Genomic DNA, 25,943 nt, shown 5'->3' with positions numbered 1-25,943 from the left:
ATGTTGAAGATCGACAACCTCCACGTCCGTGTCGCCGGCAAGGAAATCCTCAAGGGCCTGTCGCTGGAAGTGAAGCCGGGCGAAGTGCACGCCATCATGGGCCCGAACGGCGCCGGCAAGTCCACGCTCGGCTACGTACTCGCGGGTCGCGAAGGCTACGAGGTCACGCAGGGCACGGTGACTTTCAACGGTCAGGACCTGCTGGCGCTGGAACCCGAGGCACGCGCCGCGACCGGCGTCTTCCTCGCCTTCCAGTACCCGGTCGAGATCCCGGGCGTGAACAACACCTACTTCCTGCGCGCCGCCTACAACGCCCAGCGCAAGCATCGCGGCGAGCCCGAGCTCGATTCGATGGCTTTTCTGAAGCTGGTACGCGAGAAGCTGAAGGTGCTGCACCTGAAGGACGAATTGCTGAACCGCGCCGTCAACGAAGGCTTCTCGGGCGGCGAGAAGAAGCGCAACGAGATCTTTCAGATGGCCGTGCTCGAACCCGCACTGGCCATCCTCGACGAAACCGACTCCGGCCTCGATATCGACGCACTGAAACTCGTGGCCGAAGGCGTGAACCGGCTGCGCTCGCCGGAACGCGCCTTCCTCGTCATCACGCATTACCAGCGCCTGCTCGACTACATCGTGCCCGACGTCGTGCACGTGCTCGCCGACGGCAGGATCGTGCAGAGCGGCGACAAGGATCTGGCGCTCAAGCTCGAAGAAGAAGGCTACGCTTGGATCAAGGCGCGCAAGCGCGAAGAACAGGCGGCGTTCTCGTCATGAGCGGCCTCGCCCAAGCCCTGGTCGCCAGCGCGCCCGAGCGGCTGGCCGACCTCGCCCTGCCCGGTCCACGCGACGAGCGCTGGCGCTACAGCTCCTTGCGCGCGCTGAATGCGCGCACGTTCAAGCCGATGCCGGACGAATCGGCGACGCTCGGCGAAACACTGCATGCGCGCATCGCGTCGTTGTCGCCGCGTCTCGTTTTCGTCGATGGTCGATACGATGCGACGCTGTCAGATCTGGCCGCACTCGGCGTTGTCGTGACGCTGGACGCGTCGGCACCGTCGGCGAATCCCCCGCCGCATTGGCCGTTCGCACGTGCGGCCGCGGCATCGGCCGCCACGCTCGGCATGCGTGTTTCGACCTCGACGCCGGCGCCGATCCATCTGGTCTCGATCATCACGAGCGCCGCACAGGACGCCGTGGTGCAGCAGTCGCTGCGCATCGAACTCGCGGAAGGTGTGGAAGCCGCGCTTGTCCATCACCGCATCGGCGAGCACGGCAACAGCGCCTTCGTGAACCTGTGGCGCGATCTCGTGCTGGCCGATCGCGCGACGCTGCGATGGGTCGAAATCGCGGATGAAGAAGAGCGCGCCAGTGTCGTCATCGGCACCCGCGCCGTGCTCGGTGCATCGGCACGCTTCGAACTCGGCGAAGTCGCCGCCGGTGCGGCCTTGTATCGCCACGACCTCGACGCGACGCTGGCCGGCGAACAGGCTGAACTGATCGTGCGTGGCTGCACGATGGTGACGAAGCGCCGCCACGCCGACGTGAACATCGATGCCCGCCATCGTGCCAAGCACACCCGTGCGGACATCGTCTGGCGCGGCCTCGCCGACCAGCGCGGCCACGGCATCTTCGCCGGACAACTCATCGTCGAGGAAGGCGCCGACGGCGCCGATGCGGCACTCAGCAACAAGAACCTGCTGCTGTCGTCTCAGGCCGAGATCGACACGCGCCCGGTCTTGGAAATCTACGCCGACGAAGTGAAGGCCGCACACGGCGCGACCGTCGGCCGCCTCGACGACAGCGCGCTGTTCTACCTGCGCTCGCGCGGCATCGCCGAGCCGGAAGCGCGCCGCATCCTGCAACTCGCGTTCGCACGCGAACCGCTGCTGCAACTGGCCGACACGCACTCGCGCGACATCGCGTTGGCCGCACTCGCGCACATCCTTCCCGAGGACGCGGCATGAGCCGGCTCGACGACATCGCCGCAATTCGCGCCGAGTTCCCGCAGCTCGCGCGCCGGATCCACGGCAAGCCGCTGGTCTATTTCGACAACGCCAACACGGCGCAGAAGCCGCGCGCGGTGATTGATGCGGTCAGCGAGTACTTCACGACGCACAACGCCAATGTCGCGCGCGCCGTGCACACGCTCGGCGAAGAGGCCACCTCGCTCTACGAAGCCGCGCGCGACAAGCTCGCCCGATTCGTCGGGGCGCGCTCGCGCGAGGAAGTGATCTTCACTCGCGGCACCACCGAATCGGTCAATCTGGTCGCTTACAGTTTCCTGCGCCCCATGCTCCAGCCCGGCGACGAGATCCTGGTCTCGCGCATGGAGCACCACGCCAACATCGTGCCCTGGCAACTGGTCGCCGCCGAGACCGGCGCGAAGGTGGTGCCGGCGCCGATCACCGACACCGGCGAACTCGATGTCGAGGGCATGATCGCGTTGATGAACGCACGCACCCGGCTGGTCGGCCTGACCCATGTCTCCAACGCGCTGGGCACGATCAATCCGGTCAAGCGCATCATCGACGCGGCGAATTCGCGCAGCATCCCGACCCTGATCGACGGTTCGCAGGCGGCGCCGCATTTCAAGGTCGATGTCGCCGCGCTCGGCTGCGATTTCTACGTGCTGACCGGGCACAAACTGTTCGCGCCCACCGGCACCGGCGCGCTGATCGCGAAACGTGCCCATCTCGATGCGATGCCGCCGTTCATGGGTGGCGGCGAGATGATCCGCAAGGTCTCGTTCGAGGGCACGACCTTCAGCGATCCGCCGCACAAGTTCGAAGCGGGCACGCCGAACATCGCCGGCTTCATCGGCCTGGGTGCCGCGATCGATTGGCTCGATGCCGTCGGCATGGACGCAATCGCGGCCCGCGAGGCGCATCTGCGCGACGCGATGTTCGCCGCCCTGAACGATGTCCCCGGCCTGCGCCTGATCGGCGCGGCACGCGAACGCGCGGCGGTGTTCTCGTTCGTGGTCGAGGGCGCGCATGCACACGACATCGCCACCTTGCTCGACCACGAAGGCGTGGCCGTGCGCTCCGGCCACCATTGCGCGCATCCGACCATGCAGTTCTTCGGGCTGCCGGCCACCGTGCGCGCGTCGCTGTCGTTCTACAATACCGAGGACGAGATCGCGGCGTTCTTGACCGCGCTCGCCAAGGTGCGCAGGATGCTGGCTTGATGAGTGCCCACCCGTCGACGCTGTATTCGGAGACCGTGCTCGCGCACAATCGCGCGCCGCACAATTGTGGCTGCCTCGAGTCGGCGACCCACCATGGCGTCGCCGAGAATGCGATGTGCGGTGACCATCTCGAACTCTCGTTGCGCGTACGCGACGGCGTCATCGACGCCGTGATGTTCGATGGCGAATCCTGCGCGATCACGACGGCCTGCGCATCGATGCTGACCGAAGCCCTGCGCGGCGGCGACGCCGCGCGCATCGCCGAGCTGCGTGACGAAATGCTGGCGATGTTCCGGTCCGGCCCGGCAGCACGTGACGAGTTCGCGGCCTTCGCGGAACTCTGCCACCACCCGGCACGCCAACGCTGCGCGCTGCTGCCGTTCGATGCCGCGCTCACCGCACTGCAGACCAGGGAATGAGCATGCCGAAGTTCCGCAATGCCGCCGAAGCCGACATTCCGGCCGTCGTCGATCTGGTTCAGTCCGCCTATCGTGGCGACGCCAGCCGCGTCGGCTGGACCACTGAAGCCGACTTCCTCGACGGTCAACGCGTCGATGCCGATGGCGTGCGCGAGGTCATCGCGAAACCGGATAGCCGCATCCTGCTGGCCGAACGCGACGGCGCCCTGGTCGGCAGCGTCCAGGTCGAGAAGATCGGCGGGCAAGGCTATTTCGGGATGTTCTCGGTGCGCCCCAAACTGCAGGGCGGCGGCATCGGCGATGCCTTGCTGCGCGAGGCCGAACGCGTCGTGCGCGAGGCCTTCGGCTGCACGACGATGACCTGCACGGTGATCTCGATCCGCGCCGAATTGATCGCCTGGTACCAGCGTCGCGGCTATCGCAGCACCGGCGAATTCAAACCCTTCCCGTATGGCGATGAACGCTTCGGATTGCCCAAGCGCGACGACTTGCGCTTCGAAGTGTTCGCGAAGGATCTGACCTGATGGACGGCTGGACCCGCGTTTGCGGCCGCGACGAGATGGCCCCCGGCGAACACCGCGTCGTCGCAGCGGACGGCACGATGATCGCGGTGTTCAACATCGATGGCGATCACTACGCCATCGAGGACGTATGCACGCACGACGGCGGCGAACTCGCGGGCGGACCGATCCACGGTTTCGAAGTCGAGTGCCCGCGTCATGGCGCCCGCTTCGACGTGCGCAACGGCGCCGTCTGCGCACCGCCGGCCTATGCACCGACGGCGAGCTTCCCGGTCCGCATCGACGCCGATGGCGTGTGGACGCGCGACGACCGCTTCGACTGATTCAGCGCGAGGCGTAGCGGCCGCGGACACCCGTCACGCACAGGTCCTGCGTCGAATAGGACACGATCGTCGGCACGCGTTCGTAGGCGCCGCGACTGTTGACCGGGCGCGATTCGACAATCGCGTCGAGACGCATTGCGCGATGTTCGACGCGTACGCGATACGCCATCCCCGACTCGGGCACGAGGCGAGTGCGTACACCGAATTGGTCGCTGCCGCCGGGAATCCCTGTGCGCGCAGGTCGGACTGCGTTTCGGACAAACACGAGTTCGACCGCTTCGCCGGCCACGAAATCGCGCTCGAGGTGCCGCCGCGTGGGACGAAGCGAATCACCCCCGATGACGTAGTTCCCGCGCCCCAAGTGCCGGAGGTCGCATTGCACGCCGTCGCGAAACTGTTTGACGACGACCGGCATCCCGCTGTTTTCGATGCGGACGGGCACCCAATCACCCGCCATCGCCGCCGACGACAGGGCGGCCATCACGACCGTTGCAGCACTTAGTCGCAGGATCATGGTGTCACTCCGATTTCGTCGCGGGTTGCGACCACTCGACACTAGGCGCATGCCGGCGACGCGCCCCCTGTCTTTGGCGGGGGAGGCAGGCGCCGATTCAGCATTCGATCAGCTCGATGAACGAGCGGCGATCACCAGGATCAATGCGCTGCCGCCGCCATCGATGCGCGCGGCGATGCGATCGGCCGGCACCGGATCCATCCAGAGCGTGTCGCCAGCGGCCATGGCGACAGCGCTGCCTTGCAGGTGGGCATGGCCATCGAGCAGGTGGAACAGCAGCCACGCATCGGCCGGCTGATGCAGGATCATTGAGCCGACCAGCGGACGCACCAGCACCTCGGCATCGAGCATCGGATCGGCCAGCATCAGGTTGAAGTCCTCGCTCGGCCCGTCCAGCGGCACGCCTTCGACGACATCGTCGCCGCTGAACGCGCACAGGTCGCCGATCCGATCGAGCTGGCGCGTCGGCTGGCCGTTGAAGCGCAATTCCAGCGCGCCACCGCGGGCAAGCACCAGCCAGCGGCGCACGCCGGGATAGCGCGAGAAAGCCGCCTGCGCATCGATGACCGCGCGCGACAGACGGAAGCGGAAGCCGGCGGCGAGTGAATTCGAGGGCACGAAACCGATTTCGCGGGTGACGCCCAACCCGTTCTTCCAGGGGCTGGGTTCGAGGTCGCGATACGCCATCAAACGCGGTGTGTTCACAGCAACAACCCACTCGCCATGCCGAGGAAAGCGCCCATGCTGACGATGTCGGTCGCCGTCGTCAGGAAGATTCCGGAGGCCGTCGCGGGATCGGCGCCGAGCCGTTTCAGTCCAAGCGGAATCGCGGCGCCGGCCATGCCCGACATCACGCAGGACACTGCCATCGCGACCACGCAGATACCGGCCAGGGTCAAGGCGTCAGGATTCTTCTGCATCGTCGCCATGACGAACAGCGCTGCACCGGCGACGATGCCGACGATGAGGCCATTCCACCAGCCGAGCAGCGCTTCCTTGCCGATCAGCTTCCAACCCTGACCGGGCTTGAGTTCGCCGAGTGTCATACCGCGCAAGGTCACGGCCAGCGCCTGGCAACCACTGTTGCTGCATTGGCCGGACAACACCGGCAGGAACACCGCGAGCAGCACGATCTTGTCGATCGCATCCTGGTAGTAACCGACGACCGCGGCCGCCAGAAACGCGGTGAGCAGGTTCAGCTGCAACCAGGGATGGCGAAACTTGAAACTGCGCGTCCACGGTGTCGACAATCGTTCTTCCTTCTCGACACCGACCATCGAACCCGCCTGCGCCGAAATCTCGAAGGCCTGCTGCTCAAACAGGGCCTGACCGCGCACCGACCCGACCAGGCGATTCTCTGCATCGCAGACCGGATAGGCCGGATAGTGCCGCGTGACCACTTCGCGCATCGCGTCCACCGAAGCCATGTCCGGGCGCAACGCAAAGGGCTGCTTGACCATCACCGCCGTCAGCGGCTGCTCCTTGCCGGCGAACAGCAGCTCCCGGAACGCAACCACGCCGACCAGGCGGCCGTCGCCCTCGGTCACGAACACATAGGTCACGAAGGCCTTCTTGACGACGTCGCGCAGCGCTTCGACGACCTGACCGACCGTGGTCTCCGGTCGGAACACCGCCAGCGGGCGCTCCATCAATCGGCCGACCGTGCCCTCGCCGTAGTGGTGGTCGAGCAACCACTGCTGGCCGGCACCGAACGGGGTCGCCGCGGCGATGCGTTCGCGGCGGTCGGGCGGGAACTGGCTCAGGATCTCGACCGCGAACCCGGGATTAATCACCGTGAGCAGGTCGGCGATGGCCTGGTCGCTTTCGCCCCCGAGCTTGCGCGCCGCGCTTTGGGTGTCGGTGCTGAGGACGGCGTCGAGCAGGTTGCGATCCATGCGAGGCTCCACAATTTCCGAATCGGGATGACGTCAATGTAGCGATTGCCGGACGCGCCCGCCAAGCCGCCGGCTTGAGCCGCCGCCGCGGGCCTGCTACAAGCCCCGGCTGAATTTTCATTTTGTTGCCGGACCCGACCATGTCACACCGCCTGCCCCTGCCGCACGGCCGGATGCGTCCACGCGCTGGAGCCTGCGCGTGAACGGCCCGCTGTCCGGCATCCGCGTCCTTGATCTGTCGCGCGTACTGGCGGGTCCGTTCGCGACCCAGATCCTGGCCGATCTCGGCGCCGACGTGATTAAGATCGAGCGCAGCGGTGCCGGGGACGACACCCGCGAATGGGGTCCGCCCTGGCTGGTCAACGACGAGGGCACGACCACCGAGGAGTCGGCCTACTTCCTGTCCTGCAATCGCGGCAAGCGCTCGGTGGCGCTGGAACTCACCGACCCGCGCGCGCAGTCGATCGTGCGTGCGCTGGCGCGAACCTCGGACGTGCTGATCGAGAACTTCAAGCCGGGCACGCTCGGGCGCATGGGCCTCGACTACGACAGCTTGTCGCAGACCTCGCCGGGACTGGTCTATTGCTCGATCAGCGGTTTCGGCCAGGACGGCCCGAACGCCGCCAAGGCCGGCTACGACGCCATGATCCAGGCCCAGGCCGGATTGATGAGCATCACCGGCGAACACGGTCGCGGTCCGGTCAAGGTCGGCGTGGCCGTGATCGACATGATCACCGGCCTGTATGCCGCGAACGCGATCCAGGCTGCGCTGATCCAGCGTCAGAACAGCGGTCGCGGCAGCTGGATCGACACCGCCCTGTTCGATTCCGCGGTCGCCATCCTCGCCAATCAGGGCATGAACCACCTGATCGCCGGCGAGATTCCGGAGCGACTCGGCAGCGCGCATCCGAACATCGTGCCCTACCAGAGCTTCCCGACCCTCGACGGCGACCTGTTCATCGCCGTCGGCAACGACATGCAGTTCCGTCGCTTCTGCGAGATCGCGTCCGCCGACTGGGCCGACGACCAGCGCTTCGCGAGCAACAGCCAGCGTGTCGCCAACCGACATCTGCTGGTGCCGCTGATCAGCGAGCGCATGCGCACCCGCTCGAAGTCGGAATGGCGTCGCACCCTCGATGACGCCAACATTCCCTGCGGCCCGGTGCAGGACCTGGAAGAAGTCTTCGCCGACCCGCAGGTCGAGGCCCGTGGCCTGCGCTTCGACCTGCCCCATACCCTGCACACGCATCTGCCGCAGATCGCGAATCCGCTGCGCTTCGACGGCCGCCTGCACCATTCCGAGCGGGCGCCGCCGCTGCGCGGCGAGCACACGCACGAAGTGCTGCTGGAGCTCGGCTACAACGAGGCGCTGATCGACGAACTCGCTGCCACGGGCGCCATCGAACTGGCAATGTGAAATAGAATCGGCGCAACGCAGGAAGCGCCCATGGCCACCGCACTACTCGCCGTCATCGTCTCGATCATCTTGAGTCACAGCATTCCGGAGCTCGGTCGGCTGCGGCATTACGGCTGGTTCGAGGCTTGGCTGCGTGGCGATTTCAATCCGCTCGCGGGCAGCAGCTTCTGGTCCGGCCGCTTCGGCGGCTGGTGGTCGGTGGGCGTGCCGGTCCTGATCATCGCGCTGCTGCAGATCCTGTTCGCGGGACGAGCCTACGGGTTTCCCTCATTTCTGCTGGCGATGGTGGTGCTGTTCTATTGCTGGGGCCCGCGCGATCTCGATGCCGACATCGGTGCGGTCACCCATGCCGGCGACCGCGATACCCGCGTCAACGCCCTGCAGGACCTTCCCACCGACCCGCCGTCGCCGCCGTTGGGCCTCGATGGTCGCACCCTGGTCGACACCGTGTTCCGTGCCGCGCTGACGCGCTGGTTCGGGGTGTTGTTCTGGTTCCTGCTGCTCGGCGCATCCGGCGCGTTGATCTACCGCTTCGTGCAGCTGGTGGCGCAATCGGAGAGCTTTCGTTCGGCACTGCCGCGGGCACATGCCGATGCGCTACGCGAACTGCATGTGCTGCTCGACTGGCCAGCCGCGCAACTGATGACGCTTTCGATGGCATTGGCCGCCGATTTCGATGCGGTCGCGCAGAGCTGGCGCGATTTCCACCATGGCATCGGTCAGGGCTATCTGGTGCGCGACATCGGCTTCCTGTTCGCCGCTGCCCGCGCCAGCGTCGATGCCGAAGACGAGGACTTCGACGACGAGGCCGCGAACACGACCTTGCTCCCGCTGCATCAATCGCAATCGCTGATCTGGCGCATCCTCGTGGTCTGGATGGCCGTGCTCGCGCTGTTCGTGCTGGCCGGCTGGATCGGCTGATCAGTCCAGCGGCAGCCGCATGATCCGCGGTGCTTCGAGTTGTTCGGGCGGTGGCAATTGCCCGTTCGGCATCGAAGCGATCCCATTGGCTGTTGGCGATGTAGTAGAACGCGCCGTCGTGGAGGGTGGCGAGCGAGGGTTCGCCCCAGCCGAACAGGTTCTGCGCGAGCACGTCGACGCGGGTAATGGCGTTTCCGCCTTCGTCCAGCACGATGCGCAGGATGCGTTTTGGCGTGGTGCCGTTCTGGATGGCGATCAAGTCGCCCGCGTGCGCATACAGGCCATCGATGCCGGTCAGCGCGGCGGGTGACGGGGTGCGCAACTTGCGCATCGCACCGTCGCCGATGGCGACGTGCCACAACCCGCTCGGATAGTCGGCGACGACCAGGTTGCCCGCATGTTCGGCGATGCCCTGCGGCGACATCAGCAAGCCGGGCGCAACGAGCGGCTGAAGCGACTCGCGCCGCGCGTCGAGCCGGTACACACCCCCGCCGATGCTGTCGCTGGCGTAGACATCGCTGCCGAGCACGAGCACATCGCCCAGCGCATGCGGCTGGCCATCGTCCGGCAGCATCCACGAGCGCCGCACTGCACCGCGGCTCGCGTCGATCTCGAACAGGCCGCTGCGACCGATGTCGCCCTTCGCGATGCCGGCGGTCTCAGCGAAACCGGCGGATGCTGCCCACACGGTGTTGCCGACCAGACGCATGCCGAGCGCGCTCAGCAGGCCGCCATCACCGGAAGCGACAAAGTCATAGGCGGCGCCGCGGTCGTCGACGGCATCGATGCGGGCATGGCGCACGCTGCCGAGCAACCAGCGCTGGTTGACCTCGTCGCGCACGATGGATTCGGGCACGAAATCGGTCGGCAAGCCCGACGCGGTGAACGCGAGATCGATCGGACGCGCGCGGCAAGCCATTGTCCGCGAAGCGCTGCGTCAGCGTCGCGAAACGCGGCTCGGAACGAAGCGCGGCGAACGCCGGCGACGCGTCGATGTCGAACGCGAGACCGGTGTCCGCGAGTTGCGACAGGCTCTCGAACGCTGCGTCATTCTGGGCATTCGCCGCCTGCGCGACAGCGCGCAGGTAGATCACCATCGGGACATCCGGCGCCAGCGCATGGGTCGCATCGGCTTCGCGCAGCAGCAACGCCACGTCATTGCCGCGCGCCGCGGCTTTCAGCGCCGTGTAGTGCGCGCGGAACAACTGCAGTTGCGCGCTGCCATCAACGGCGTCGGCGACCAGGGTGCCGAGGCCGGCGCGCAAAGCGGCGAGCAGGACGGCGGTGGCCAAAACGACGGCGATTCGGATCATGGTGCACTCCGCGGCGATGTCGGCAGTGCAGCGCATCGCCGCTGGCACGTCATCCGCCGGATGTCATGACCGCGTTCCTGCGAACGTGCTGCGATCAACCCAGCGCCTGTTCCAGATCGGCACGCAGATCCGCAACATCCTCGACACCGACCGAGAGACGCACCAGTGCATCGCTGATGCCGAGCGCCTTGCGCTTTTCGGCCGGCACCGAGGCATGGGTCATGATCGCGGGATGGTTGACCAGACTCTCGACGCCGCCGAGTGACTCGGCCAGGCCGAAGATCTGGCAACGCTCCATCATCTTGCGTGCCGATTTCAGCCCGCCCTTCACGACGATCGAGATCATGCCGCCGAAGCCATCCATCTGCTTCTTCGCGAGCGCGTGCTGCGGGTGCGACTTCAGGCCGGGATAGCTGACGTGTTCGACCTTCGGGTGCTTTTCCAGCCACTTCGCCAGCTCGCCGGCATTCGCGCAATGCGCTTGCATGCGCAAGTGCAGCGTCTTTAGGCCGCGCAGGGCGAGGAAGGCATCGAACGGTCCTTGCACGCTGCCCACCGCGTTCTGCAGAAAGGTGATCTTCTCCTCCAGTTCGCGGTTGTCGCCGACCACCAGCATGCCGCCGACGATGTCGGAATGGCCATTGAGGTACTTGGTCGCCGAATGCATCACGAGATCGGCGCCGAACTCGATCGGTCGCTGCAGCATCGGCGAACTGAAGGTGTTGTCGACCGCGAAGATCAAGCCGTGCTTCTTCGCGAACGCCGACACTTTCGCCAGGTCGACCAGTTTCAGCAACGGATTGGTCGGCGTCTCGGCCCAGATCATGCGCGTGTTGGGGCGCAGCGCGGCCTTGAGCGCGGCCGGATCATTGAGGTCGACGTAGCTGAAGTCGAGTCCGGCCGAGCGACGACGCACGCGCTCGAACAGCCGGTAGGTACCGCCGTACATGTCATCCATCGCGATGACGTGGCTGCCGGAATCGAGTGCGTCGAGCGCGGTCGCGGTCGCGGCGAGACCCGAGGCGAAAGCGTAGCCCTTGCGACCGCCTTCGAGCGCGGCGACGCAGTCTTCGTAGGCGAAGCGCGTCGGGTTGTGCGAGCGGGAATACTCGAAGCCCTGGTGTTCGCCGGGACTGCGCTGGACATAGGTACTGGTCGCATAAATCGGCGTCATCACCGCGCCGGTGCTCGGGTCGGGCTTCTGGCCGGCGTGGATGGCGCGCGTACCGAGGCCGCGCACGAGTTTTGATTGGGCCATGATTCACCTCGAAATGGGCGCGTAGCGTAGCGCGGCGGCTAACATTGCGGCATCCACCCAGCAGGTTCCGCCATGCGTGTTGCCGTTGTCCGTTTCGCCTTGTTGTGCGTCGCCTGGATGCCCATGTTCGCGGCGACGGCCCAGACCACGATGCCCGAGCTGACGCCGGAGGATTATGCGCACGCACTGCCGAGCGCACCGCGCATCGGCCTGGTGCTCGGCGGCGGCGGCGCGCGCGGCGCGGCGCACATCGGTGTGCTCAAGGTGCTGGAGCGCGAGCACATCCCGATCCATGCCATCGCCGGCACCTCGATGGGATCGATCGTCGGCGGTTTCTACGCAGCCGGCTACACCCCCGAGGAAATCGAGGCGGTGATCGCCTCGATCGACTGGAAGGATTTCTTCAGCGACGATCCGGCCCGCGCCGACCTGCCGATGCGGCGCAAGGACGAGGACTATCGCGACCTGCTCGACTTTAAGCTCGGCTTGCGCGACGGCAAGTTGATTGCGCCGCGCGGCGTGTTGCAGGGACAGAAGTTCCTGAACCTGCTGCGGCGCATGCTGATGCCCTACTGGCGACTCAAGAGCTTCGACGACCTGCCGATCCCGTTCCGCGCCATCGGCACCGACATCGGCCACGGCGAACAGGTCGTGTTCAAGGAAGGCGACCTGTCGCTCGCGATCCGCGCCAGCATGTCGGTGCCGGGAGCATTCGCGCCGATCCGCGTCGATGGACGACTGATGGTGGATGGCGGCATCGTCAACAACGTGCCGGTCGACATCGTCAAGGCGATGGGCGTGGACCGCGTCATCGTCGTCGATGTCGGCGAGCCGTTGATGGACGAAGACGCGCTGACCTCGCCCCTGTCGGTCACCTTGCAGATGATCACGGTGCTGATGAAACAGCGCACCGATGCCGCGCTCGCGAGCATGTCGCCGGAGGACGTGCTGATCCGTCCCGACCTCGGCGACATGGGCAGCGCCGAATTCGACCGCGCCATCTCGACCATCGCGATCGGCGAGCAGGCCGCGGAGGCCGTGGTCGCGCAACTCAAGCCGCTGGCACTGCCGGCGGATGCTTATGCCGCAGTGCGCCTGCAGCAGCATCGCGCGGAATTCGAGGCGCCACCGATCGAGTTCCTGGAGGTGAACGGCAAGCGCACGCGCGCGCCGCTGTTCGTGCACACCGCGATGCGCGACCTGATCGGCAAGCCGCTGGACGAGGCCGAGGTCGAACGCCATATCGGCGAGGCCTATGGTACCGGTCACTACGAGCGCATCCTGTACAAGCTCGCCAAGCGCGGTGACAGCACGGGCCTGCTGGTGACGCCGGTGGACAAGGGTTGGGGTCCGAATTTCGTCGGCTTCGGCTTGCAGTTGTCGGACGATTTCAACGGCCGCAGCGACTACCAGCTCGCCGCCGAGGCCACCTTCACCGGACTGTCCGAACATGGCGCAGAGGCGCGCGTGCGCGCCGATCTCGGGCGCATCACCGCGCTCGGCGGCGAGTGGTACCAGCCATGGGGTGACCGCGGTCAGTACTACTGGAAGCCGGAGATTCGCTTCGATGCGCGCAACCAGAACTTCGTCGAAGACACCGGCAGCCTCGACGCCCGCCTGCGGCGGGCGCAGATCGGCGCGCGCATCGGCACGAACATCGGGCACAGCTGGCGCATCGAAGGCGGCGTCGAATACAGCCACAACCGTGCCCAGATCCAGACCGGCCAGCTGCCGATACCCGGTGTCACCGGATTCACCTCCGATGCCAGCAGCCTGGTGCTCGCGGTCGACCACGACAGTCTCGACGACCTCGGCTTTCCGACGCGTGGACGGCGTGGCTCGGCGAAACTCACGATTTCCAGACCCGGCCTCGGCTCGGACGCCAATGGCGAAGTGCTGCGCGGCGACTGGTATCGCGCCTTCTCGTTCGATCGCCACCGCCTGCTTGTCGGCGCCGAGGCACAGTCCAGTTGGGGTGAGCCCGAGGCGTTCAGCGCACTCGCCACGCTCGGCGGCTTCACGCGCCTGTCCGGCTTCGGTGACCGCGAACTGAGCGGCGAACACAGCGCACTGGCGCGCGCCATCTACTATCGCCGCTTCGGCGACATGTCGCAGCTGTTCGCCCTGCCCGCGTATATCGGCGCCAGCGTCGAGGCCGGCAACGTCTGGGCCGATCGCGACCAGGTCAGTCTCGATTCGCTGGTCTATGCCGGCTCGCTCTTCGTCGGCATCGACTCGCCGCTGGGTCCGATCTTCTTCGGCTACGGCCAGGCCGAAGGCGGCGAGGACTCGTTCTATCTCAGCTTCGGATCCTTGTTCGGCGAACGGCGATGACCCGCGGCTTGCGATCATTGCGACGCGCGCCGGCGTTCACGATCTCGGCCATCCTCACCCTGGTGCTGGGCATCGCCGCAGTCGGTTCGATGTTCGCCATCGTCCATGGCGTGCTGCTCGCGCCGCTGCCCTACGGCGAACCGGAGCGGTTGGTCAGCCTTCGCCTGCAGACGGCGGAACACGGCCCGATGCAGCAACCGCCGGCGGCATACTTCACTTACCGGCAATTCGCCACGCGGCTGGCCGAGGTCGGCTTCTATCGCACCGGCCACACGAATGTCTGGACCGAAGGCGTCGACGATGCGCCGGAGCGAGTGGTAGCGACCTGGATGACGGCGTCGATGGTGCCGATGCTGCAGGTGCCGCCGCTGCGGGGTCGGTCGTTCACGGCCGACGAGGAACAGCCGGGCGGACCCAGTGCGGTACTGCTCAGCGAGGCCGAGTGGCGCAGCCGATTCGGCGCGTCCGAAGACGTGCTCGGCCGGGTCATGATGGTCAACAGCGTGCCGCGCGAAATTGTCGGCGTGATGCCCGCGCGTTTCGCATTCCCGGACGCGAAGACCCGCGTCTGGCTGTCCGCGCGCCTCCCCGTGGATGCGGTCGTGGGCGAATTCCTGTACTCGGGGATCGGACGCCTCGCGCCAGGCGCGACGGCCGCACAGGCGCAGCATGAACTCGCCGCTTTGCTGCCAACGATGGCGGAGCGGTTCCCGCATCTGGATTCGGGCGGCGCCACCGCGACCTGGTTGACCGAAACCGGGTTGTCGCCGCTCGTGCTGCCCTTGCGTGAGGCATTCACGGCGGACATCGCCAGCCTGCTGTGGATCCTCGCTGCAGCCGGCGCGCTGGTGCTGCTGGTGGCCTGGGCAAACGTGACCAACCTGATGCTGATTCGTGCCGATGCGCGCCAGAACGAACTCGCGGTGCGCACCGCACTCGGTGCCGGACGATGGCGTATCGCCTCGCATCATCTCGGCGAGTCGCTGTGGCTGGGTGCAATGGCCGGTGGTCTGGCCCTGTTGCTGGTGCACATCGGTCTGGATGCACTGGTGGCTTACGGGCCCGACGACATGCCCAGGCGTTCGGAACTGAGCCTGAGCCTCCCGGCCACCGGTTTCATCATCCTGATCAGCCTCGTCAGCACGGGCTTGTGCGCCACCGTGCCAGCGCTTCGGTTGCGTCCCGCGAACTTGTCTGGTCGCTTGCGCGACGGCGCACGCGGCGAAACCGCAGGCAAGCACCGGCAGCACCTCCGCATGGGCATCGTGACCTTGCAGATCGCGCTCGCATTCGTGGCTGCGGTCGGTTCGGCCCTGCTGTTGCGCACGGCGCACCGGTTGAACCAGGTGCATCCTGGCTTCGATACCCGCGATGTGACGATCGTCTGGACCTTGCTGCCATTCGCACGCTTCGACGACGCCGCCGCGGTGGCGTTCTATGCACGACTCGGCGAGCAGGTGCGCGCACTGCCCTCGGTCACTGCGGCCGGCCTGACCATGCGTGTGCCCATCGCAAGCGGATGGTCGTTGCAGGAGACGTTTCGGATCGAAGGCGATGCCCGCACGCTGACGATGCCGCTGCATGTCGTCGACGAAGGCTATTTCCCAGCCATGGCCATTCCCCTGCTTGCAGGCCGGGCCTTTGGTCCGATCGGCGGGACACCCTCGGACCAGGTCATCATCAGCCAGCGTGCAGCGGCCGCGCTGTTCGGTGACGCGAGCGGTGCGGCGGCCATCGGCAAGCACCTGATACGCGCCTCGGGCGGCCCCAGCTACACGATCGTCGGCATCGTCGGCGACGTGCGCGAGCGGGATCTCGCCGAGCCCCCCGCGGCGACGGTGTACCGCCCGCAAGCGGTGCCGGTCGATGCCCAAGAGCCGGGGGCGCGACACCTGATGGCGCTGGTCGTGAAAGCGCCAGGATCATCACCCGCGCTGGTGCCGGCCATCCGCCGCATCGTGCGCGATCTCGACCCGAGCGTGCCGATCTTCAATGTCGAAACAATGGATGACGTCGTTCGTGCATCGACGGCGCGCCTGACGCTGACACTGACCCTGATCACCGCCGCCGCCGCGATCACCCTGCTGCTCGGCACCGTCGGGCTGTACGGCGTGATGGCCTACATGGTCGCGCTGCGCACCCGGGAATTCGGCGTGCGCGTCGCGCTCGGCGCGAATCCCGCAGACATCGCGGAACTCGTCATGACGCGCGGACTGATCCTGACCGCCAGCGGCCTCGTCGCCGGTTTCGCCCTGTATGCGTTGGCCGCACCGTTCCTGCGCACGTTCCTCTTCGAGGTCACGCCGTCGGATCCGGCCACACTCGCCGCGGCAACCGTCGTCCTCGTCGTCACTGCCGGTCTCGCCAGCTGGCTGCCCGCCCGCCGCGCCGCCCGCATCGACCCGACCGAAGCGTTGCGGTCGGCGTAGCGAGCGTTCGCGTCTATTGCACGCGACGGCGCAGGTAGTTGAGCAGGTCGATGCGGGTGATGAGGCCGAGGAACTTGTCGGCTTCGGTGACGATGGCGACGTGGCCCTTGTCGAACACGGGCAGCAGGGCTTCGATCGGCGACTTGACGTCGAGCTTGTCGAGCTTGGTGACCATCGCGGTCGAGACCGGATCGCGGAACTTCGACTCGTCGCCGTAGACATGCATCAGCACGTCGGATTCATCGACGATGCCGACGAGCTGGTCGGCGTCCATCACCGGCAACTGCGACACGTCGTACAGCTTCATGCGCTGGTAGGCGACGGTGAGCAGGTCGTTCGGGCCGATGACGACGGTGTCGCGTTGCGAATACGGACGGTTGATCAGGTCGCGCAGATCGTTGTGCAGCGGACGCTCGACGAAGCCGTTGTCGAGCATCCAGTAGTCGTTGTACATCTTCGACAGGTACTTGTTGCCGGTGTCGCAGACGAAGGCGACGACGCGTTTCTTCGTGGTCTGCTCGCGGCAATACTTCAACGCCGCGGCGAGGATGGTGCCGCTCGACGAACCGCCGAGGATGCCTTCCTTCGACAACAGTTCGCGGCCGGCGAGAAAGCTCTCCTTGTCGCTGATGGCATAGGCTTTCCTGACGCGGGTGAAATCGCTGATCGGCGGCAGGAAGTCTTCGCCGATGCCTTCGACCATCCAGCTCGCCGACTTCTCGCTGAGCGTGCCGCGATTGATGTATTCCTCCAGGATCGACCCGACCGGATCGGCGATCACCAGTTCGACATTCGGCGCCTCGCGCGCAAAGTAGCGCGACAGGCCGGTCATCGTGCCCGACGAACCGACGCCGAAGACGATGGCGTCCATGTTCCGATCCATGTCGGCGTAGATCTCGGGACCGGTGACTTCCTCGTGCGCCTTCGGGTTGTTCGGATTGCCGAACTGGTTGATGAAGTACGCACCGGGCGTGTCCTTCGCGATCTGCGCGGCAAGGTCCTGGTAGTAGGCGGGATGGCCCTTGGCGACATCGGAGCGGGTCAGCACCACTTCCGCACCCATTGCCTTGAGGTTGAAGATCTTCTCGCGGCTCATCTTGTCCGGCACCACGAGGATGAGCTTGTAGCCCTTCTGCTGCGCTACCAGCGCCAGCCCGATGCCGGTATTGCCGGCGGTACCCTCGATCAGGGTTGCGCCCGGCTGGATGTGTCCGTCACGTTCGGCGGCCTCGATCATCGATAGACCGATGCGGTCCTTGATCGAACCGCCCGGGTTCGCGCTTTCGAGCTTCAGATACAGCTCGCAGAGGCCGGTATCGAGCTTCTGCACCTTGACCATCGGCGTCTTGCCGATCAGTTCGAGCACGTTGTTCACATGAGGCATGGCCGGCTTCCGCGATGAATGAGCGCGCGATGATAGCCGCAAGCCAAAAAAGCGAACGGCCGGGGCATACGCCACCGGCCGCCGCCGAGGAGCACCGTCTGCTTGCGCAATCCGTTACGGCTGCTCCCGCCGCAGGGTCCTGCCCTGCATGATTCCTGCCGCACCTCGTGTGCGGCGACTACTTTCGAGGGCTGATTCCCTCAGGCCCTGTGCTCCCAGATATGGGTGAGCTTGTCCTTGGCCCACAACTTTTCCTTCTTCAATCGACCGAGTGTGACGTCATCGATGGGCAACACGCCCAGTTCGGCATCACGGACCTGCTTGTCGAGTTCACGATGCTTGAGAAACAGGCTCCGGAATTCCGAGCTCTGGCTCATCATCGCCTCGACTTCACGCTGTTGTGCTTCGAACATCAGCTGACCTCCTCTGCATGCAAAGGCGCCACGGCGCGCCGCGCGACCGAAGGGTCGACGGCGTGGGTGCGCGTGGTTGGACTCAGGCCCGGATGGTGGCTGCCGGCGTGCACTCGCTCGCGGGCCACACGGTGGTGGTCAGCGGCAGATTCCTCGAGACAGCAGCACGCTTGCATCGTCGGACCTTCCTGCCATGCCGCGGTTCGGTACGAGGCGGCATGTGGCTTGAACCTACTCCCATCCCAAAAGCCCGGCAAGCCGAATTTTTCGGCTCGGAAATTCAGTCATTTGCAGGTTAAGGCGGCGTTATTTCCCGACCAGAATGATCTCGACGCGGCGGTTGCGGGCCTTGCCCTCGGCGCTGTCGTTCGACGCCACGGGCACGTCCTCGCCACGCCCGATCGCGCTCATGCGCGCGGCATCGACGCCGCGTGCGGCCAGGGCGGCCATCACCGCCTCGGCGCGTTGCTGCGACAACACCTGGTTGGCGTTGTCGCTGCCACTGGCGTCGGTATGGCCTTCGATCCGCACCGCGCGCGTGGTGTCGCGGTTGACGAATTCGATGACGCTATCGAGATTGGCGATCGCGTCCGGCTGCAGTTGCGAACGACCCGGGGCGAACACCGCTTCGCCGAGCGTCATCACGCTGCCGCGGGCCTCTTCGCTCGCCGTCAGGGACTGCATCTGCAGACGCAGGCTGTCGGCCGCGGCGACCGCCAGCTCGGCCTCCCGCTTGGCCAGCACCGCTTCCGCCGACTGTGCTTCGGCAACCCGTTTGGCCTGGTCGGCTTCGGCGCGCGCGGCCTCGGCGTCGGCGGCACTCTCGGCGCTTTCCGCACGCGCGGCCTCGGCATCACTGCGCGCGCGCTCGACTTCCTCGGCCCGTGCCAGCGATTGCAGGCGCAACTTTTCGGCTTCGAGCCGCGACATCTCGGCATCACGGCGACTGGCTTCGAGCAGGATCTGGTCACGCTCGCGTTGCAGCGCGGTCAAGCGCCGCTCTTCCAGCACCGCATTCGCCGCCGCGATGGCGCCATCGAGACGACGCTCGGCCAGATAGGCAAGGTGGGCCCGCTCATCGCCGCGCTGTCCCGCCGCCTTCATCAGCGCCAGGGTTTCGCGTACACGCGCCGTTTCCGCGGGTGCCAGGCTGCCGATGGCCGGATCGCTTTCGAAGGCGTGCAACTGCTGCTCGATGCGCTCGTATTCGAGATCGCGCTTGACCGCCGCTACCGGCGCAGTGACCACCATCAGTCCGATGCAGCACAGACGCGTCCAACGGCTCATGGCGTCTCTCCCAGCAGCTCGGCACGCAATTTTGCATTCTCCGACGCCTGGGCATCGGCAGCGGCCCGCAGGCGCGCGACGCGCGCGCGCGCCATCGCCAGTTCGGCATCGGCCGCCGCCTGGGCGGCCAGCCGCTCGGCGCGCTTGTGATCACCCGCAGCCAAGGCCTCACGGGCCTGAGCGACACGATCCTGCGCAAAGCGCAATTCCACCGGCGCATACACCTCGGCCTCGGCTGCAAGCGCACCTTGCACCAGAGTGGCCGAGCGATTGACGTCGTCGGTCGGCAATGGCGTCGATGCACAACCCGCCAGGAGCATCAAAAGCGGACCGGCAAGATGGATTTTCATTCGCGGAAATGTCATAAGTCGCACGCATTCTGGTTGCCGGCTATTGTGAAAAGCCCCCGTGGGGTTTGCAACGGCAATCCGACGACGATCTCGCGAGGCGCGCATGGACATCGGCTATTTCCTCAAACTGATGGCGGAAAAAGGTGCGTCGGACATGTTCCTGACCACGGGCGCACCGGTGAACATCAAGGTCGAGGGCAAACTGTACCCCCTTGGCAACACCGGATTGCCGGGCGGCATGGTCAAGAAGATCGCCTATTCGCTGATGGACGAGGGCCAGGTGCCCGCCTTCGAGCGCGACCTTGAACTGAATATCGCGATCGCCGTCAAGGAAGCCGGGCGCTTCCGCGTCAACGTCTTCAAGCAGCGCGGCGAAGTCGGCATGGTGATCCGCGCGATCAAGAGCGAGATTCCGAACTTCGAAGTGCTCAAGCTGCCCAAGGTGCTGTCCGACCTGATCATGGAGCCGCGCGGCCTGATTCTCGTCGTCGGCGCCACCGGCTCGGGCAAGTCGACCTCGCTCGCGGCGATGATCGACTATCGCAACACCAACGCCAGCGGCCACATCCTGACGATCGAAGATCCGATCGAGTTCCTGCATCGGCACAAGAAATCGATCGTCAATCAGCGCGAAGTCGGGCTTGATACGAAGAGCTATCACGAGGCCCTGAAGAACGCGATGCGCGAAGCGCCGGACGTGATCCTGATCGGCGAAATCCGCGATCAGGAAACGATGGAGGCCGCGATCGCGTTCTCCGAAACGGGACACCTTTGCCTGGCGACGCTGCATTCGAACAATGCCGACCAGACCATCGAGCGCATCCTGAACTTCTTCCCGGAATCGGCGCACAAGAACATCCTGATGAACCTGTCGCTGAATCTGAAGGCCGTGGTGTCGCAGCGACTGGTCGTGGGCAAGGACGGCAAGCGCTTGCCTGCGGTCGAAGTGCTGATCAACACGCCGGTGATCCGCGACATGATGCGCCGCCAGCAGGTGCACGAGATCAAGGAAGCAATGGACCGCTCGCTCGAGGACGGCATGCAGACCTTCGACCAGGCCCTGTTCCGGATGTACAAGGACGGCAAGGTCGAACTGGAAGAGGCACTGAACAAGGCCGATTCACGCGACGGACTGGCGCTCAAGATCCGTCTTGCCGAGGGTGGCGGCAGCGCCGACCACGACCCCTACGACCCCAACGCATTCTGATCGCCCGGATCAGGCCTGGGGTGCGTCGGCCTGTTTCTCGGGTCTCGCCAGATCGAAGGCGGGCAACCCGAGGCAATGCGCGTTGATGCGCTGGATGGTCGGAAACGGCGTCAGATCGACCTCGAAACGCTGGGCGTTGTAGACCTGCGGGATCAGGCAGCAATCCGCGATCGAGGGCAGATCGCCTTCGCAGAATTCGCCGGTGGACGGATTGTCCGCCAGCATTTCCTCGAGCGCCGTGAAGCCGCGGCTGATCCAGGTGCGGACCCAGCGCTCGCGCTCGATCTGCGGCATGTTGTCTTCCTGCTCCAGATACTGCAGGACGCTGAGGTTGCCCATCGGCGAGATGTCGGTCGCGATCAGATGCGCCAGGCCGCGCGCGCGCGCGCGTTCGCGCGCGGTGCCCGGCAACAGGTGGTTGCCGTCGTAAACCTCTTCGAGGTACTCGATGATCGCCAATGACTGACGGACGATGCGGCCCCCGTCGATCAGTACCGGCACGCGCTCCTGCGGATTCAGGTGATGGAACTCGGCTTGACGATGCTCGCCGCCGTCCTTCACCAGATTGACGGGCACGATCTCGTGCTTGAGCTGCTTCAGATTGAGCGCGATGCGCACCCGGTAAGAGGCACTGGACCGCCAATAGCTGTAAAGCTTGATCGTGCTGTCCACGCTGCTCTCTCCCTCGCCTTGGCGGTGAATCTAGCTCAGGGCCGAAACCGCAACAACTACGGAAGGACTCAACGGACCAACGGCACCATCCGCTGTTCGATCGCGCCAAAGATGCTGTGCCCGGCACGGTCGAACATCTCGATGCGCACGACATCGCCGAAGGCCATGAACGGCGTGCTCGGCTTGCCGTCGCGCAAGGTTTCGACGGTGCGCCGCTCGGCGAAGCAGGAGGCGCCGAGCCCGGTGTCCTCGTTCGCGACCGTGCCCGATCCGACGATGGTGCCGGCCGACAGCGGTCGCGTCTTCGCGGCATGTGCCACCAGTTGCGCGAAGTTGAACTGCATGTCGACACCGGCCTCCGGCGCACCGAACCACTGCCCGTTGACGTGCGTGGTCAGCGCGAGGTGCACCTTGCTGTCGATCCAGGCGGCACCGAGCTCGTCCGGCGTCACGAACACCGGGCTGAGGCCGGAGCGCGGCTTGGATTGCAGGAAGCCAAAGCCCTTCGCGAGTTCGTCGGGAATCAGGTTGCGCAGGCTGACGTCGTTGATCAGACCGACCAGCTGGATATGGCCGGCCGCTTCCTCCGGCGTCACCGCCATCGGCACGTCGTCGGTCACGATCACGACTTCGGCTTCGAGATCGATGCCATAGGCCTCGCTCGGCACCACCACTGCATCGCGCGGACCGAGGAAACCGGCACTCGTGGCCTGGTACATCAGCGGATCGCTGTAGAAACTCGCCGGCACCTCGGCACCGCGCGCCTTGCGCACGCGCGCCACATGCGGCAGGTAAGCGCTGCCGTCGACGAATTCGAACGCGCGCGGCAAGGGAGCCGCCAGCGCATTCATGTCGAGCGCGAAAGCGTTTGCGGCATGCCCGGCATTCAGGTTCTCGCTCAAGGCGTTCAGGCGCGGCGCCGCGTTGCTCCAGTCTTCCAGCGCCTGCTGCAATGTGGGCGCGATGCCGCTGGCCACGACCGCCATGCTCAGGTCATGGTTCACGACGATCAGCGTGCCGTCACGGCCGCCTTGCTTGAGGGATGCGAGTTTCATTCGGTCTCCGGATGCTGCGCGCTCAGACCGGCGCGACGGCGTGCTTGTTCACGAAATGCTTCTTCAGGCCCTGCCAGCACTGCGCATAGTCGCGTTGCAGGTGGGTGGCGGCAAGCGCCTGCACTGTCGGCCGGATGACCAGGCTGGTCTCGAACATGAAGGCCATGGTGCCGGTGATCCGATCCGGCTTCGACAGATCCGCGCTGCTGGCCTTCTCGAAAGTGGCAGCATCGGGGCCATGCCCGGTCATGCAGGTATGCAGCGACGCACCACCCGGCGCGAAGCCATCCGCCTTGGCGTCGTACACGCCTTGGATCAGGCCCATGAACTCGCTGGCGATGTTGCGGTGGAACCACGGCGGACGGAACGTGTCCTGCGCCACCAACCAGCGCGGCGGGAAGATCACGAAATCCATGTTCGCCGTGCCCGGCACCGCACTCGGGCTGGTCAGCACGGTGAAGATCGACGGGTCCGGGTGATCGAAGCTGATCGAACCGATGGTGTTGAAGTGGCGCAGGTCGAACTTGTACGGCGTGTAGTTGCCATGCCAGCCGACGACGTCGCAGGGCGAATGCCCGATCCGCGCCGACCACAACCGGCCCTGGAACTTGTTGATCAAATCGAAGTCGCCCTCGCGGTCTTCATACGCAGCCACCGGCGCCAGGAAGTCGCGCGGGTTCGCCAGACCATTCGAACCGATCGGACCGAGGTCGGGAATGCGCAAGGCGTGGCCGAAATTCTCTGCGACATAACCGCGCGCTTCGGCATCGACGAGTTCGACGCGGAAGCGGATGCCGCGCGGGATCACCACGATCTCGTGCGGCGCCACATCGAGCACGCCCATTTCGGTGACGAAGCGCAGGCGACCCTGCTGCGGCACGATCAGCATTTCGCCGTCGGCGTTGAAGAAAAAGCGGCCCGGCATCGACGCATTCGCGGCGTAGACATGCATGCCGACACCCGCCATCGCCGCCGGCGAGCCATTGCCGGCCATGGTGTACAGGCCATCGATGAAATCGGTGCGCGCGGCCGGCAGCGGGAACGGCGACCAGCGCAACTGGTTCGGATCGGCCGGCACCTCGTCGAATCGATTGTGGAATGCCGCTTCCGGCATCGGCTCGAAGCGCTGGTGCATCGAACCCGGACGGATGCGATACAGCCACGAACGCAGGTTCGCGTGTCGCGGCATCGTGAACGCAGTGCCGGAAATCTGCTCGGCGTAAAGCCCATGCGCCACGCGTTGCGGCGAATTGCGGCCCACCGGCAATGTTCCGGGGATCGCTTCGGTCGCGAACTCGTTGCCGAAACCGGATTGGTAGCGCAGGTCCATCACAGCACTCCGCGCCGCATCTGGTCGCGTTCGATGCTTTCGAACAGGGCCTGGAAATTGCCTTCGCCGAAGCCTTCATTGCCCTTGCGCTGGATGATCTCGAAGAAGATCGGGCCGAACGCGTTCTGGGTGAAGATCTGCAGCAGCTTGCGCTGCTTGGTCTCGGGATCGGCGTCGATCAGGATCTTGTTTGCGCCAGCCGCGGCACGTCCTCGCCATGGTTGGGCACGCGCTGGTCGATCACGTCGAAATAGGTGTCCGGCGTGTCGAGGAAGGCGACGCCGCGTTCGCGCATCGCTTCCACCGTGCCGTAGATGTCGTCGGTGAAGCAGGCGATGTGCTGGATGCCTTCGCCGTTGTAAGCGTCCAGGTATTCGTTGATCTGCGACTTCGGATCGCTGGACTCGTTGAGCGGGATGCGCACCATGCCATCCGGCGCGGTCATCGCCTTCGACAACAGGCCGGTCTTGGCGCCCTTGATGTCGAAGTAGCGGATCTCGCGGAAGTTGAACAGGCGCTCGTAGTAGTCCGCCCACTTCTGCATGTTGCCGAAGTAGAGGTTGTGGGTCAGGTGGTCGATGAAGGTCAGGCCGAAGCCCTTTGGCATCATTTCCGCGCCGGGCAGCCATTCGTAGTCCGGGTCATGGATGGTGCCCCTGTCGTCGTAGCGGTCGACGATGTACAGCATGCAGCCGCCGATGCCCTTGATCACCGGCGCGGCCACGGCCTTGGTCAGTTCGTCGGCGGCGTCGAACGATTCGGCGCCGTTCTTCAATGCCTGCACCCGCGCCCATTCCGCCAGCTTGTTGACGCGGATCGCGAAACCGCAGGCGCACGGGCCGTGCTTGGCTGCGAAATCGGCGGCGAAGGAATCGGGATCTTCGTTGATCAGGAACGTGCAGTCGCCCTGGCGGTAATTGGTGATCTGGCGCGTGCGATGGCGCGCCACCGGCGTGAATCCGAGCATGCGGAAGTAGTCGTGCAGGGCCTGGGCCTGGCCTTCCGGCGCGGCGAACTCGACGAATTCGAATCCGTCGATGCCCATCGGGTTTTCGAACGTGGTGACCTGCATGCCTTGCTTGACTGGGTCGCTCATCGCATTGCTCCGACGCTGTGCTGCGGGGTGGTCCCGCGGGTGGCGAGCACTTTAGTTTCATGTGAAACTAGTTTCAAGAACCCCGACACCGTACGCACGCGCATGGCCAAGACACCGCCCGACAGTACCCCGCTCGATCTCGAACACTTCCTGCCCTACCGGCTGTCGGTGCTGTCGAACACGATCAGCGCCGCGATCGCGCGCGACTACGGCGAACGCTTCGGCCTGGCCGTCACCGAGTGGCGCGTGCTCGCCGTGCTCGGTCGCTACGACGGGCTCAGCGCGGTCGAAGTCGCCGAGCGCACGGCCATGGACAAGGTGGCGGTCAGCCGCGCCGTGAATTCACTGATGAAAACGGGCCGAATCAAGCGCGGCACGCATGCCGACGACAAGCGCCGATCGGTACTGGCGCTGTCGGCCAAGGGACGAAGGGTTTACGACGAAGTCGCACCGACCGCATTGCGCTACGAGCGCGAACTGCTGGCCGTGCTGGATGGCGAGGAACGCGTGTGGCTGGAACGCATTCTCGACAAGCTCATCGACGAAGGCCACGACGCGCTCGTTCGCGCCGCAGCAGCGAACGCGGGCCGCTGAAACGACAACGGCGACCGAAGCCGC

Annotated in this window: 25 protein-coding genes and 1 pseudogene; 13 read left to right on the top strand and 13 right to left on the bottom strand. The window is 65.7% G+C overall.

Features of this window, described 5'->3' with window-relative positions; translation table 11 throughout:
• From sufC to IPP28_05825, 6 genes are read left to right on the top strand one after another with little or no spacing between them, the layout of a single operon-like run.
• Entirely contained in the window at positions 1–774 is a 774-nt protein-coding gene (gene sufC, locus IPP28_05850) for a Fe-S cluster assembly ATPase SufC (protein ID MBL0040564.1), read from the top strand.
• A complete protein-coding gene (sufD, locus tag IPP28_05845; protein ID MBL0040563.1) occupies positions 771–1,964 on the top strand; it encodes a Fe-S cluster assembly protein SufD in 1,194 nt (397 codons plus the stop codon). Before sufC ends, sufD begins: the two co-directional genes overlap by 4 nt.
• On the top strand, positions 1,961–3,187 hold the full coding sequence (locus tag IPP28_05840; protein MBL0040562.1) for a cysteine desulfurase: 1,227 nt from the start codon (positions 1,961–1,963) through the stop codon (positions 3,185–3,187). Before sufD ends, IPP28_05840 begins: the two co-directional genes overlap by 4 nt.
• Positions 3,187–3,606: an SUF system NifU family Fe-S cluster assembly protein gene (locus IPP28_05835; GenBank protein MBL0040561.1), complete on the top strand. Its 420-nt coding sequence runs from the start codon at positions 3,187–3,189 to the stop codon at positions 3,604–3,606. Before IPP28_05840 ends, IPP28_05835 begins: the two co-directional genes overlap by 1 nt.
• Positions 3,603–4,130 (top strand): GNAT family N-acetyltransferase, encoded by a 528-nt coding sequence (locus IPP28_05830; protein ID MBL0040560.1) that lies wholly within the window; start codon positions 3,603–3,605, stop codon positions 4,128–4,130. Before IPP28_05835 ends, IPP28_05830 begins: the two co-directional genes overlap by 4 nt.
• A complete protein-coding gene (locus IPP28_05825; GenBank protein ID MBL0040559.1) occupies positions 4,130–4,450 on the top strand; it encodes a non-heme iron oxygenase ferredoxin subunit in 321 nt (106 codons plus the stop codon). The genes IPP28_05830 and IPP28_05825 overlap by 1 nt, the downstream gene beginning before the upstream one ends.
• A gap of 1 nt (position 4,451) precedes the next feature.
• On the opposite strand, the gene IPP28_05820 is transcribed toward IPP28_05825, so the two are convergent.
• The 3 genes from IPP28_05820 to IPP28_05810 all read right to left on the bottom strand — a co-directional run bounded on the left by IPP28_05820 (position 4,452) and on the right by IPP28_05810 (position 6,859).
• Positions 4,452–4,964 carry a hypothetical protein gene (locus IPP28_05820; GenBank protein MBL0040558.1) on the bottom strand — a complete coding sequence of 171 codons (513 nt, stop codon included), beginning with the start codon at positions 4,962–4,964 and terminating at the stop codon, positions 4,452–4,454.
• Between the two features lie 108 nt (positions 4,965–5,072).
• Complete coding sequence (locus IPP28_05815; protein MBL0040557.1) at positions 5,073–5,669, bottom strand: HutD family protein; 597 nt, start codon at positions 5,667–5,669, stop codon at positions 5,073–5,075.
• The gene (locus IPP28_05810) at positions 5,666–6,859 is read right to left on the bottom strand and encodes a magnesium transporter (GenBank protein ID MBL0040556.1); all 1,194 of its coding nucleotides are present in this window, start codon (positions 6,857–6,859) and stop codon (positions 5,666–5,668) included. The genes IPP28_05815 and IPP28_05810 overlap by 4 nt, the downstream gene beginning before the upstream one ends.
• A 199-nt stretch (positions 6,860–7,058) precedes the next feature.
• On the opposite strand from IPP28_05810, the gene IPP28_05805 reads away from it, so the two are divergent.
• From IPP28_05805 to IPP28_05795, 3 genes are read left to right on the top strand one after another with little or no spacing between them, the layout of a single operon-like run.
• Complete coding sequence (locus IPP28_05805) at positions 7,059–8,276, top strand: CoA transferase (protein MBL0040555.1); 1,218 nt, start codon at positions 7,059–7,061, stop codon at positions 8,274–8,276.
• Between the two features lie 30 nt (positions 8,277–8,306).
• Entirely contained in the window at positions 8,307–9,197 is an 891-nt protein-coding gene (locus IPP28_05800; protein ID MBL0040554.1) for a hypothetical protein, read from the top strand.
• A gap of 19 nt (positions 9,198–9,216) precedes the next feature.
• Positions 9,217–9,507, top strand: coding sequence for a hypothetical protein (locus IPP28_05795; protein ID MBL0040553.1), 291 nt, complete (start codon positions 9,217–9,219; stop codon positions 9,505–9,507).
• Positions 9,508–9,949: 442 nt separating this feature from the next.
• Here the strand turns inward: IPP28_05795 and IPP28_05790 are convergent, their stop codons facing one another.
• Positions 9,950–10,510 (bottom strand): hypothetical protein, encoded by a 561-nt coding sequence (locus IPP28_05790; GenBank protein ID MBL0040552.1) that lies wholly within the window; start codon positions 10,508–10,510, stop codon positions 9,950–9,952.
• 94 nt (positions 10,511–10,604) lie between these two features.
• Positions 10,605–11,768, bottom strand: coding sequence for a cystathionine gamma-synthase (locus tag IPP28_05785; GenBank protein MBL0040551.1), 1,164 nt, complete (start codon positions 11,766–11,768; stop codon positions 10,605–10,607).
• 72 nt (positions 11,769–11,840) lie between these two features.
• On the opposite strand from IPP28_05785, the gene IPP28_05780 reads away from it, so the two are divergent.
• Positions 11,841–14,102 (top strand): patatin-like phospholipase family protein, encoded by a 2,262-nt coding sequence (locus tag IPP28_05780; protein MBL0040550.1) that lies wholly within the window; start codon positions 11,841–11,843, stop codon positions 14,100–14,102.
• The gene (locus IPP28_05775) at positions 14,099–16,531 is read left to right on the top strand and encodes an ABC transporter permease (protein MBL0040549.1); all 2,433 of its coding nucleotides are present in this window, start codon (positions 14,099–14,101) and stop codon (positions 16,529–16,531) included. Before IPP28_05780 ends, IPP28_05775 begins: the two co-directional genes overlap by 4 nt.
• 13 nt (positions 16,532–16,544) lie before the next feature.
• On the opposite strand, the gene IPP28_05770 is transcribed toward IPP28_05775, so the two are convergent.
• The 4 genes from IPP28_05770 to IPP28_05755 form a co-directional block, all read right to left on the bottom strand.
• Positions 16,545–17,915, bottom strand: a complete 1,371-nt coding sequence (locus tag IPP28_05770; protein ID MBL0040548.1) for a pyridoxal-phosphate dependent enzyme — start codon at positions 17,913–17,915, stop codon at positions 16,545–16,547.
• 200 nt (positions 17,916–18,115) lie between these two features.
• Positions 18,116–18,328 (bottom strand): YdcH family protein, encoded by a 213-nt coding sequence (locus tag IPP28_05765; GenBank protein ID MBL0040547.1) that lies wholly within the window; start codon positions 18,326–18,328, stop codon positions 18,116–18,118.
• A gap of 306 nt (positions 18,329–18,634) precedes the next feature.
• Positions 18,635–19,615, bottom strand: coding sequence for an OmpA family protein (locus tag IPP28_05760; GenBank protein MBL0040546.1), 981 nt, complete (start codon positions 19,613–19,615; stop codon positions 18,635–18,637).
• Positions 19,612–20,076, bottom strand: a complete 465-nt coding sequence (locus IPP28_05755) for a DUF4398 domain-containing protein (protein ID MBL0040545.1) — start codon at positions 20,074–20,076, stop codon at positions 19,612–19,614. Before IPP28_05755 ends, IPP28_05760 begins: the two co-directional genes overlap by 4 nt.
• Between IPP28_05755 and IPP28_05750 the strand changes: the two genes are divergently transcribed.
• Positions 20,069–21,172, top strand: a complete 1,104-nt coding sequence (locus IPP28_05750; protein ID MBL0040544.1) for a PilT/PilU family type 4a pilus ATPase — start codon at positions 20,069–20,071, stop codon at positions 21,170–21,172. The two genes, IPP28_05755 and IPP28_05750, sit on opposite strands and share 8 nt — an antisense overlap.
• 9 nt (positions 21,173–21,181) lie before the next feature.
• Here IPP28_05750 and maiA read toward each other — a convergent pair whose 3' ends face one another.
• The 4 genes and pseudogenes from maiA to hppD form a co-directional block, all read right to left on the bottom strand.
• Entirely contained in the window at positions 21,182–21,844 is a 663-nt protein-coding gene (maiA, locus tag IPP28_05745; GenBank protein ID MBL0040543.1) for a maleylacetoacetate isomerase, read from the bottom strand.
• A gap of 68 nt (positions 21,845–21,912) precedes the next feature.
• A complete protein-coding gene (locus IPP28_05740; GenBank protein ID MBL0040542.1) occupies positions 21,913–22,899 on the bottom strand; it encodes a fumarylacetoacetate hydrolase family protein in 987 nt (328 codons plus the stop codon).
• Positions 22,900–22,921: 22 nt separating this feature from the next.
• Entirely contained in the window at positions 22,922–24,229 is a 1,308-nt protein-coding gene (locus tag IPP28_05735) for a homogentisate 1,2-dioxygenase (protein MBL0040541.1), read from the bottom strand.
• Positions 24,229–25,301: pseudogene (hppD, locus tag IPP28_05730) on the bottom strand (4-hydroxyphenylpyruvate dioxygenase). Before hppD ends, IPP28_05735 begins: the two are co-directional and overlap by 1 nt.
• 126 nt (positions 25,302–25,427) lie before the next feature.
• Here hppD and IPP28_05725 point away from each other — a divergent pair.
• A complete protein-coding gene (locus tag IPP28_05725; GenBank protein MBL0040540.1) occupies positions 25,428–25,919 on the top strand; it encodes a winged helix-turn-helix transcriptional regulator in 492 nt (163 codons plus the stop codon).
• Positions 25,920–25,943: the final 24 nt, after the last annotated feature.

It is taken from the genome of Lysobacterales bacterium (assembly GCA_016721845.1).
Classification (GTDB): domain Bacteria; phylum Pseudomonadota; class Gammaproteobacteria; order Xanthomonadales; family Ahniellaceae; genus JADKHK01.
The sequence above is the reverse complement of the archived record's forward strand: the minus strand, read 5'-3'. Positions and strand labels throughout refer to the sequence as shown.

What these genes read in the sequence shown, in the direction of transcription:
- sufC (MBL0040564.1), top strand. Translation starts at nt 1, where the DNA reads ATGTTGAAGATCGACAACCTCCACGTCCGTGTCGCCGGCAAGGAAATC.
- sufD (MBL0040563.1), top strand. Translation starts at nt 771, where the DNA reads ATGAGCGGCCTCGCCCAAGCCCTGGTCGCCAGCGCGCCCGAGCGGCTG.
- IPP28_05840 (MBL0040562.1), top strand. Translation starts at nt 1,961, where the DNA reads ATGAGCCGGCTCGACGACATCGCCGCAATTCGCGCCGAGTTCCCGCAG.
- IPP28_05835 (MBL0040561.1), top strand. Translation starts at nt 3,187, where the DNA reads ATGAGTGCCCACCCGTCGACGCTGTATTCGGAGACCGTGCTCGCGCAC.
- IPP28_05830 (MBL0040560.1), top strand. Translation starts at nt 3,603, where the DNA reads ATGAGCATGCCGAAGTTCCGCAATGCCGCCGAAGCCGACATTCCGGCC.
- IPP28_05825 (MBL0040559.1), top strand. Translation starts at nt 4,130, where the DNA reads ATGGACGGCTGGACCCGCGTTTGCGGCCGCGACGAGATGGCCCCCGGC.
- IPP28_05820 (MBL0040558.1), bottom strand. Translation starts at nt 4,964, where the DNA reads ATGATCCTGCGACTAAGTGCTGCAACGGTCGTGATGGCCGCCCTGTCG.
- IPP28_05810 (MBL0040556.1), bottom strand. Translation starts at nt 6,859, where the DNA reads ATGGATCGCAACCTGCTCGACGCCGTCCTCAGCACCGACACCCAAAGC.
- IPP28_05800 (MBL0040554.1), top strand. Translation starts at nt 8,307, where the DNA reads ATGGCCACCGCACTACTCGCCGTCATCGTCTCGATCATCTTGAGTCAC.
- IPP28_05795 (MBL0040553.1), top strand. Translation starts at nt 9,217, where the DNA reads ATGATCCGCGGTGCTTCGAGTTGTTCGGGCGGTGGCAATTGCCCGTTC.
- IPP28_05790 (MBL0040552.1), bottom strand. Translation starts at nt 10,510, where the DNA reads ATGATCCGAATCGCCGTCGTTTTGGCCACCGCCGTCCTGCTCGCCGCT.
- IPP28_05785 (MBL0040551.1), bottom strand. Translation starts at nt 11,768, where the DNA reads ATGGCCCAATCAAAACTCGTGCGCGGCCTCGGTACGCGCGCCATCCAC.
- IPP28_05780 (MBL0040550.1), top strand. Translation starts at nt 11,841, where the DNA reads ATGCGTGTTGCCGTTGTCCGTTTCGCCTTGTTGTGCGTCGCCTGGATG.
- IPP28_05775 (MBL0040549.1), top strand. Translation starts at nt 14,099, where the DNA reads ATGACCCGCGGCTTGCGATCATTGCGACGCGCGCCGGCGTTCACGATC.
- IPP28_05770 (MBL0040548.1), bottom strand. Translation starts at nt 17,915, where the DNA reads ATGCCTCATGTGAACAACGTGCTCGAACTGATCGGCAAGACGCCGATG.
- IPP28_05765 (MBL0040547.1), bottom strand. Translation starts at nt 18,328, where the DNA reads ATGTTCGAAGCACAACAGCGTGAAGTCGAGGCGATGATGAGCCAGAGC.
- IPP28_05760 (MBL0040546.1), bottom strand. Translation starts at nt 19,615, where the DNA reads ATGAGCCGTTGGACGCGTCTGTGCTGCATCGGACTGATGGTGGTCACT.
- IPP28_05750 (MBL0040544.1), top strand. Translation starts at nt 20,069, where the DNA reads ATGGACATCGGCTATTTCCTCAAACTGATGGCGGAAAAAGGTGCGTCG.
- IPP28_05755 (MBL0040545.1), bottom strand. Translation starts at nt 20,076, where the DNA reads ATGTCCATGCGCGCCTCGCGAGATCGTCGTCGGATTGCCGTTGCAAAC.
- IPP28_05740 (MBL0040542.1), bottom strand. Translation starts at nt 22,899, where the DNA reads ATGAAACTCGCATCCCTCAAGCAAGGCGGCCGTGACGGCACGCTGATC.
- IPP28_05735 (MBL0040541.1), bottom strand. Translation starts at nt 24,229, where the DNA reads ATGGACCTGCGCTACCAATCCGGTTTCGGCAACGAGTTCGCGACCGAA.
- IPP28_05725 (MBL0040540.1), top strand. Translation starts at nt 25,428, where the DNA reads ATGGCCAAGACACCGCCCGACAGTACCCCGCTCGATCTCGAACACTTC.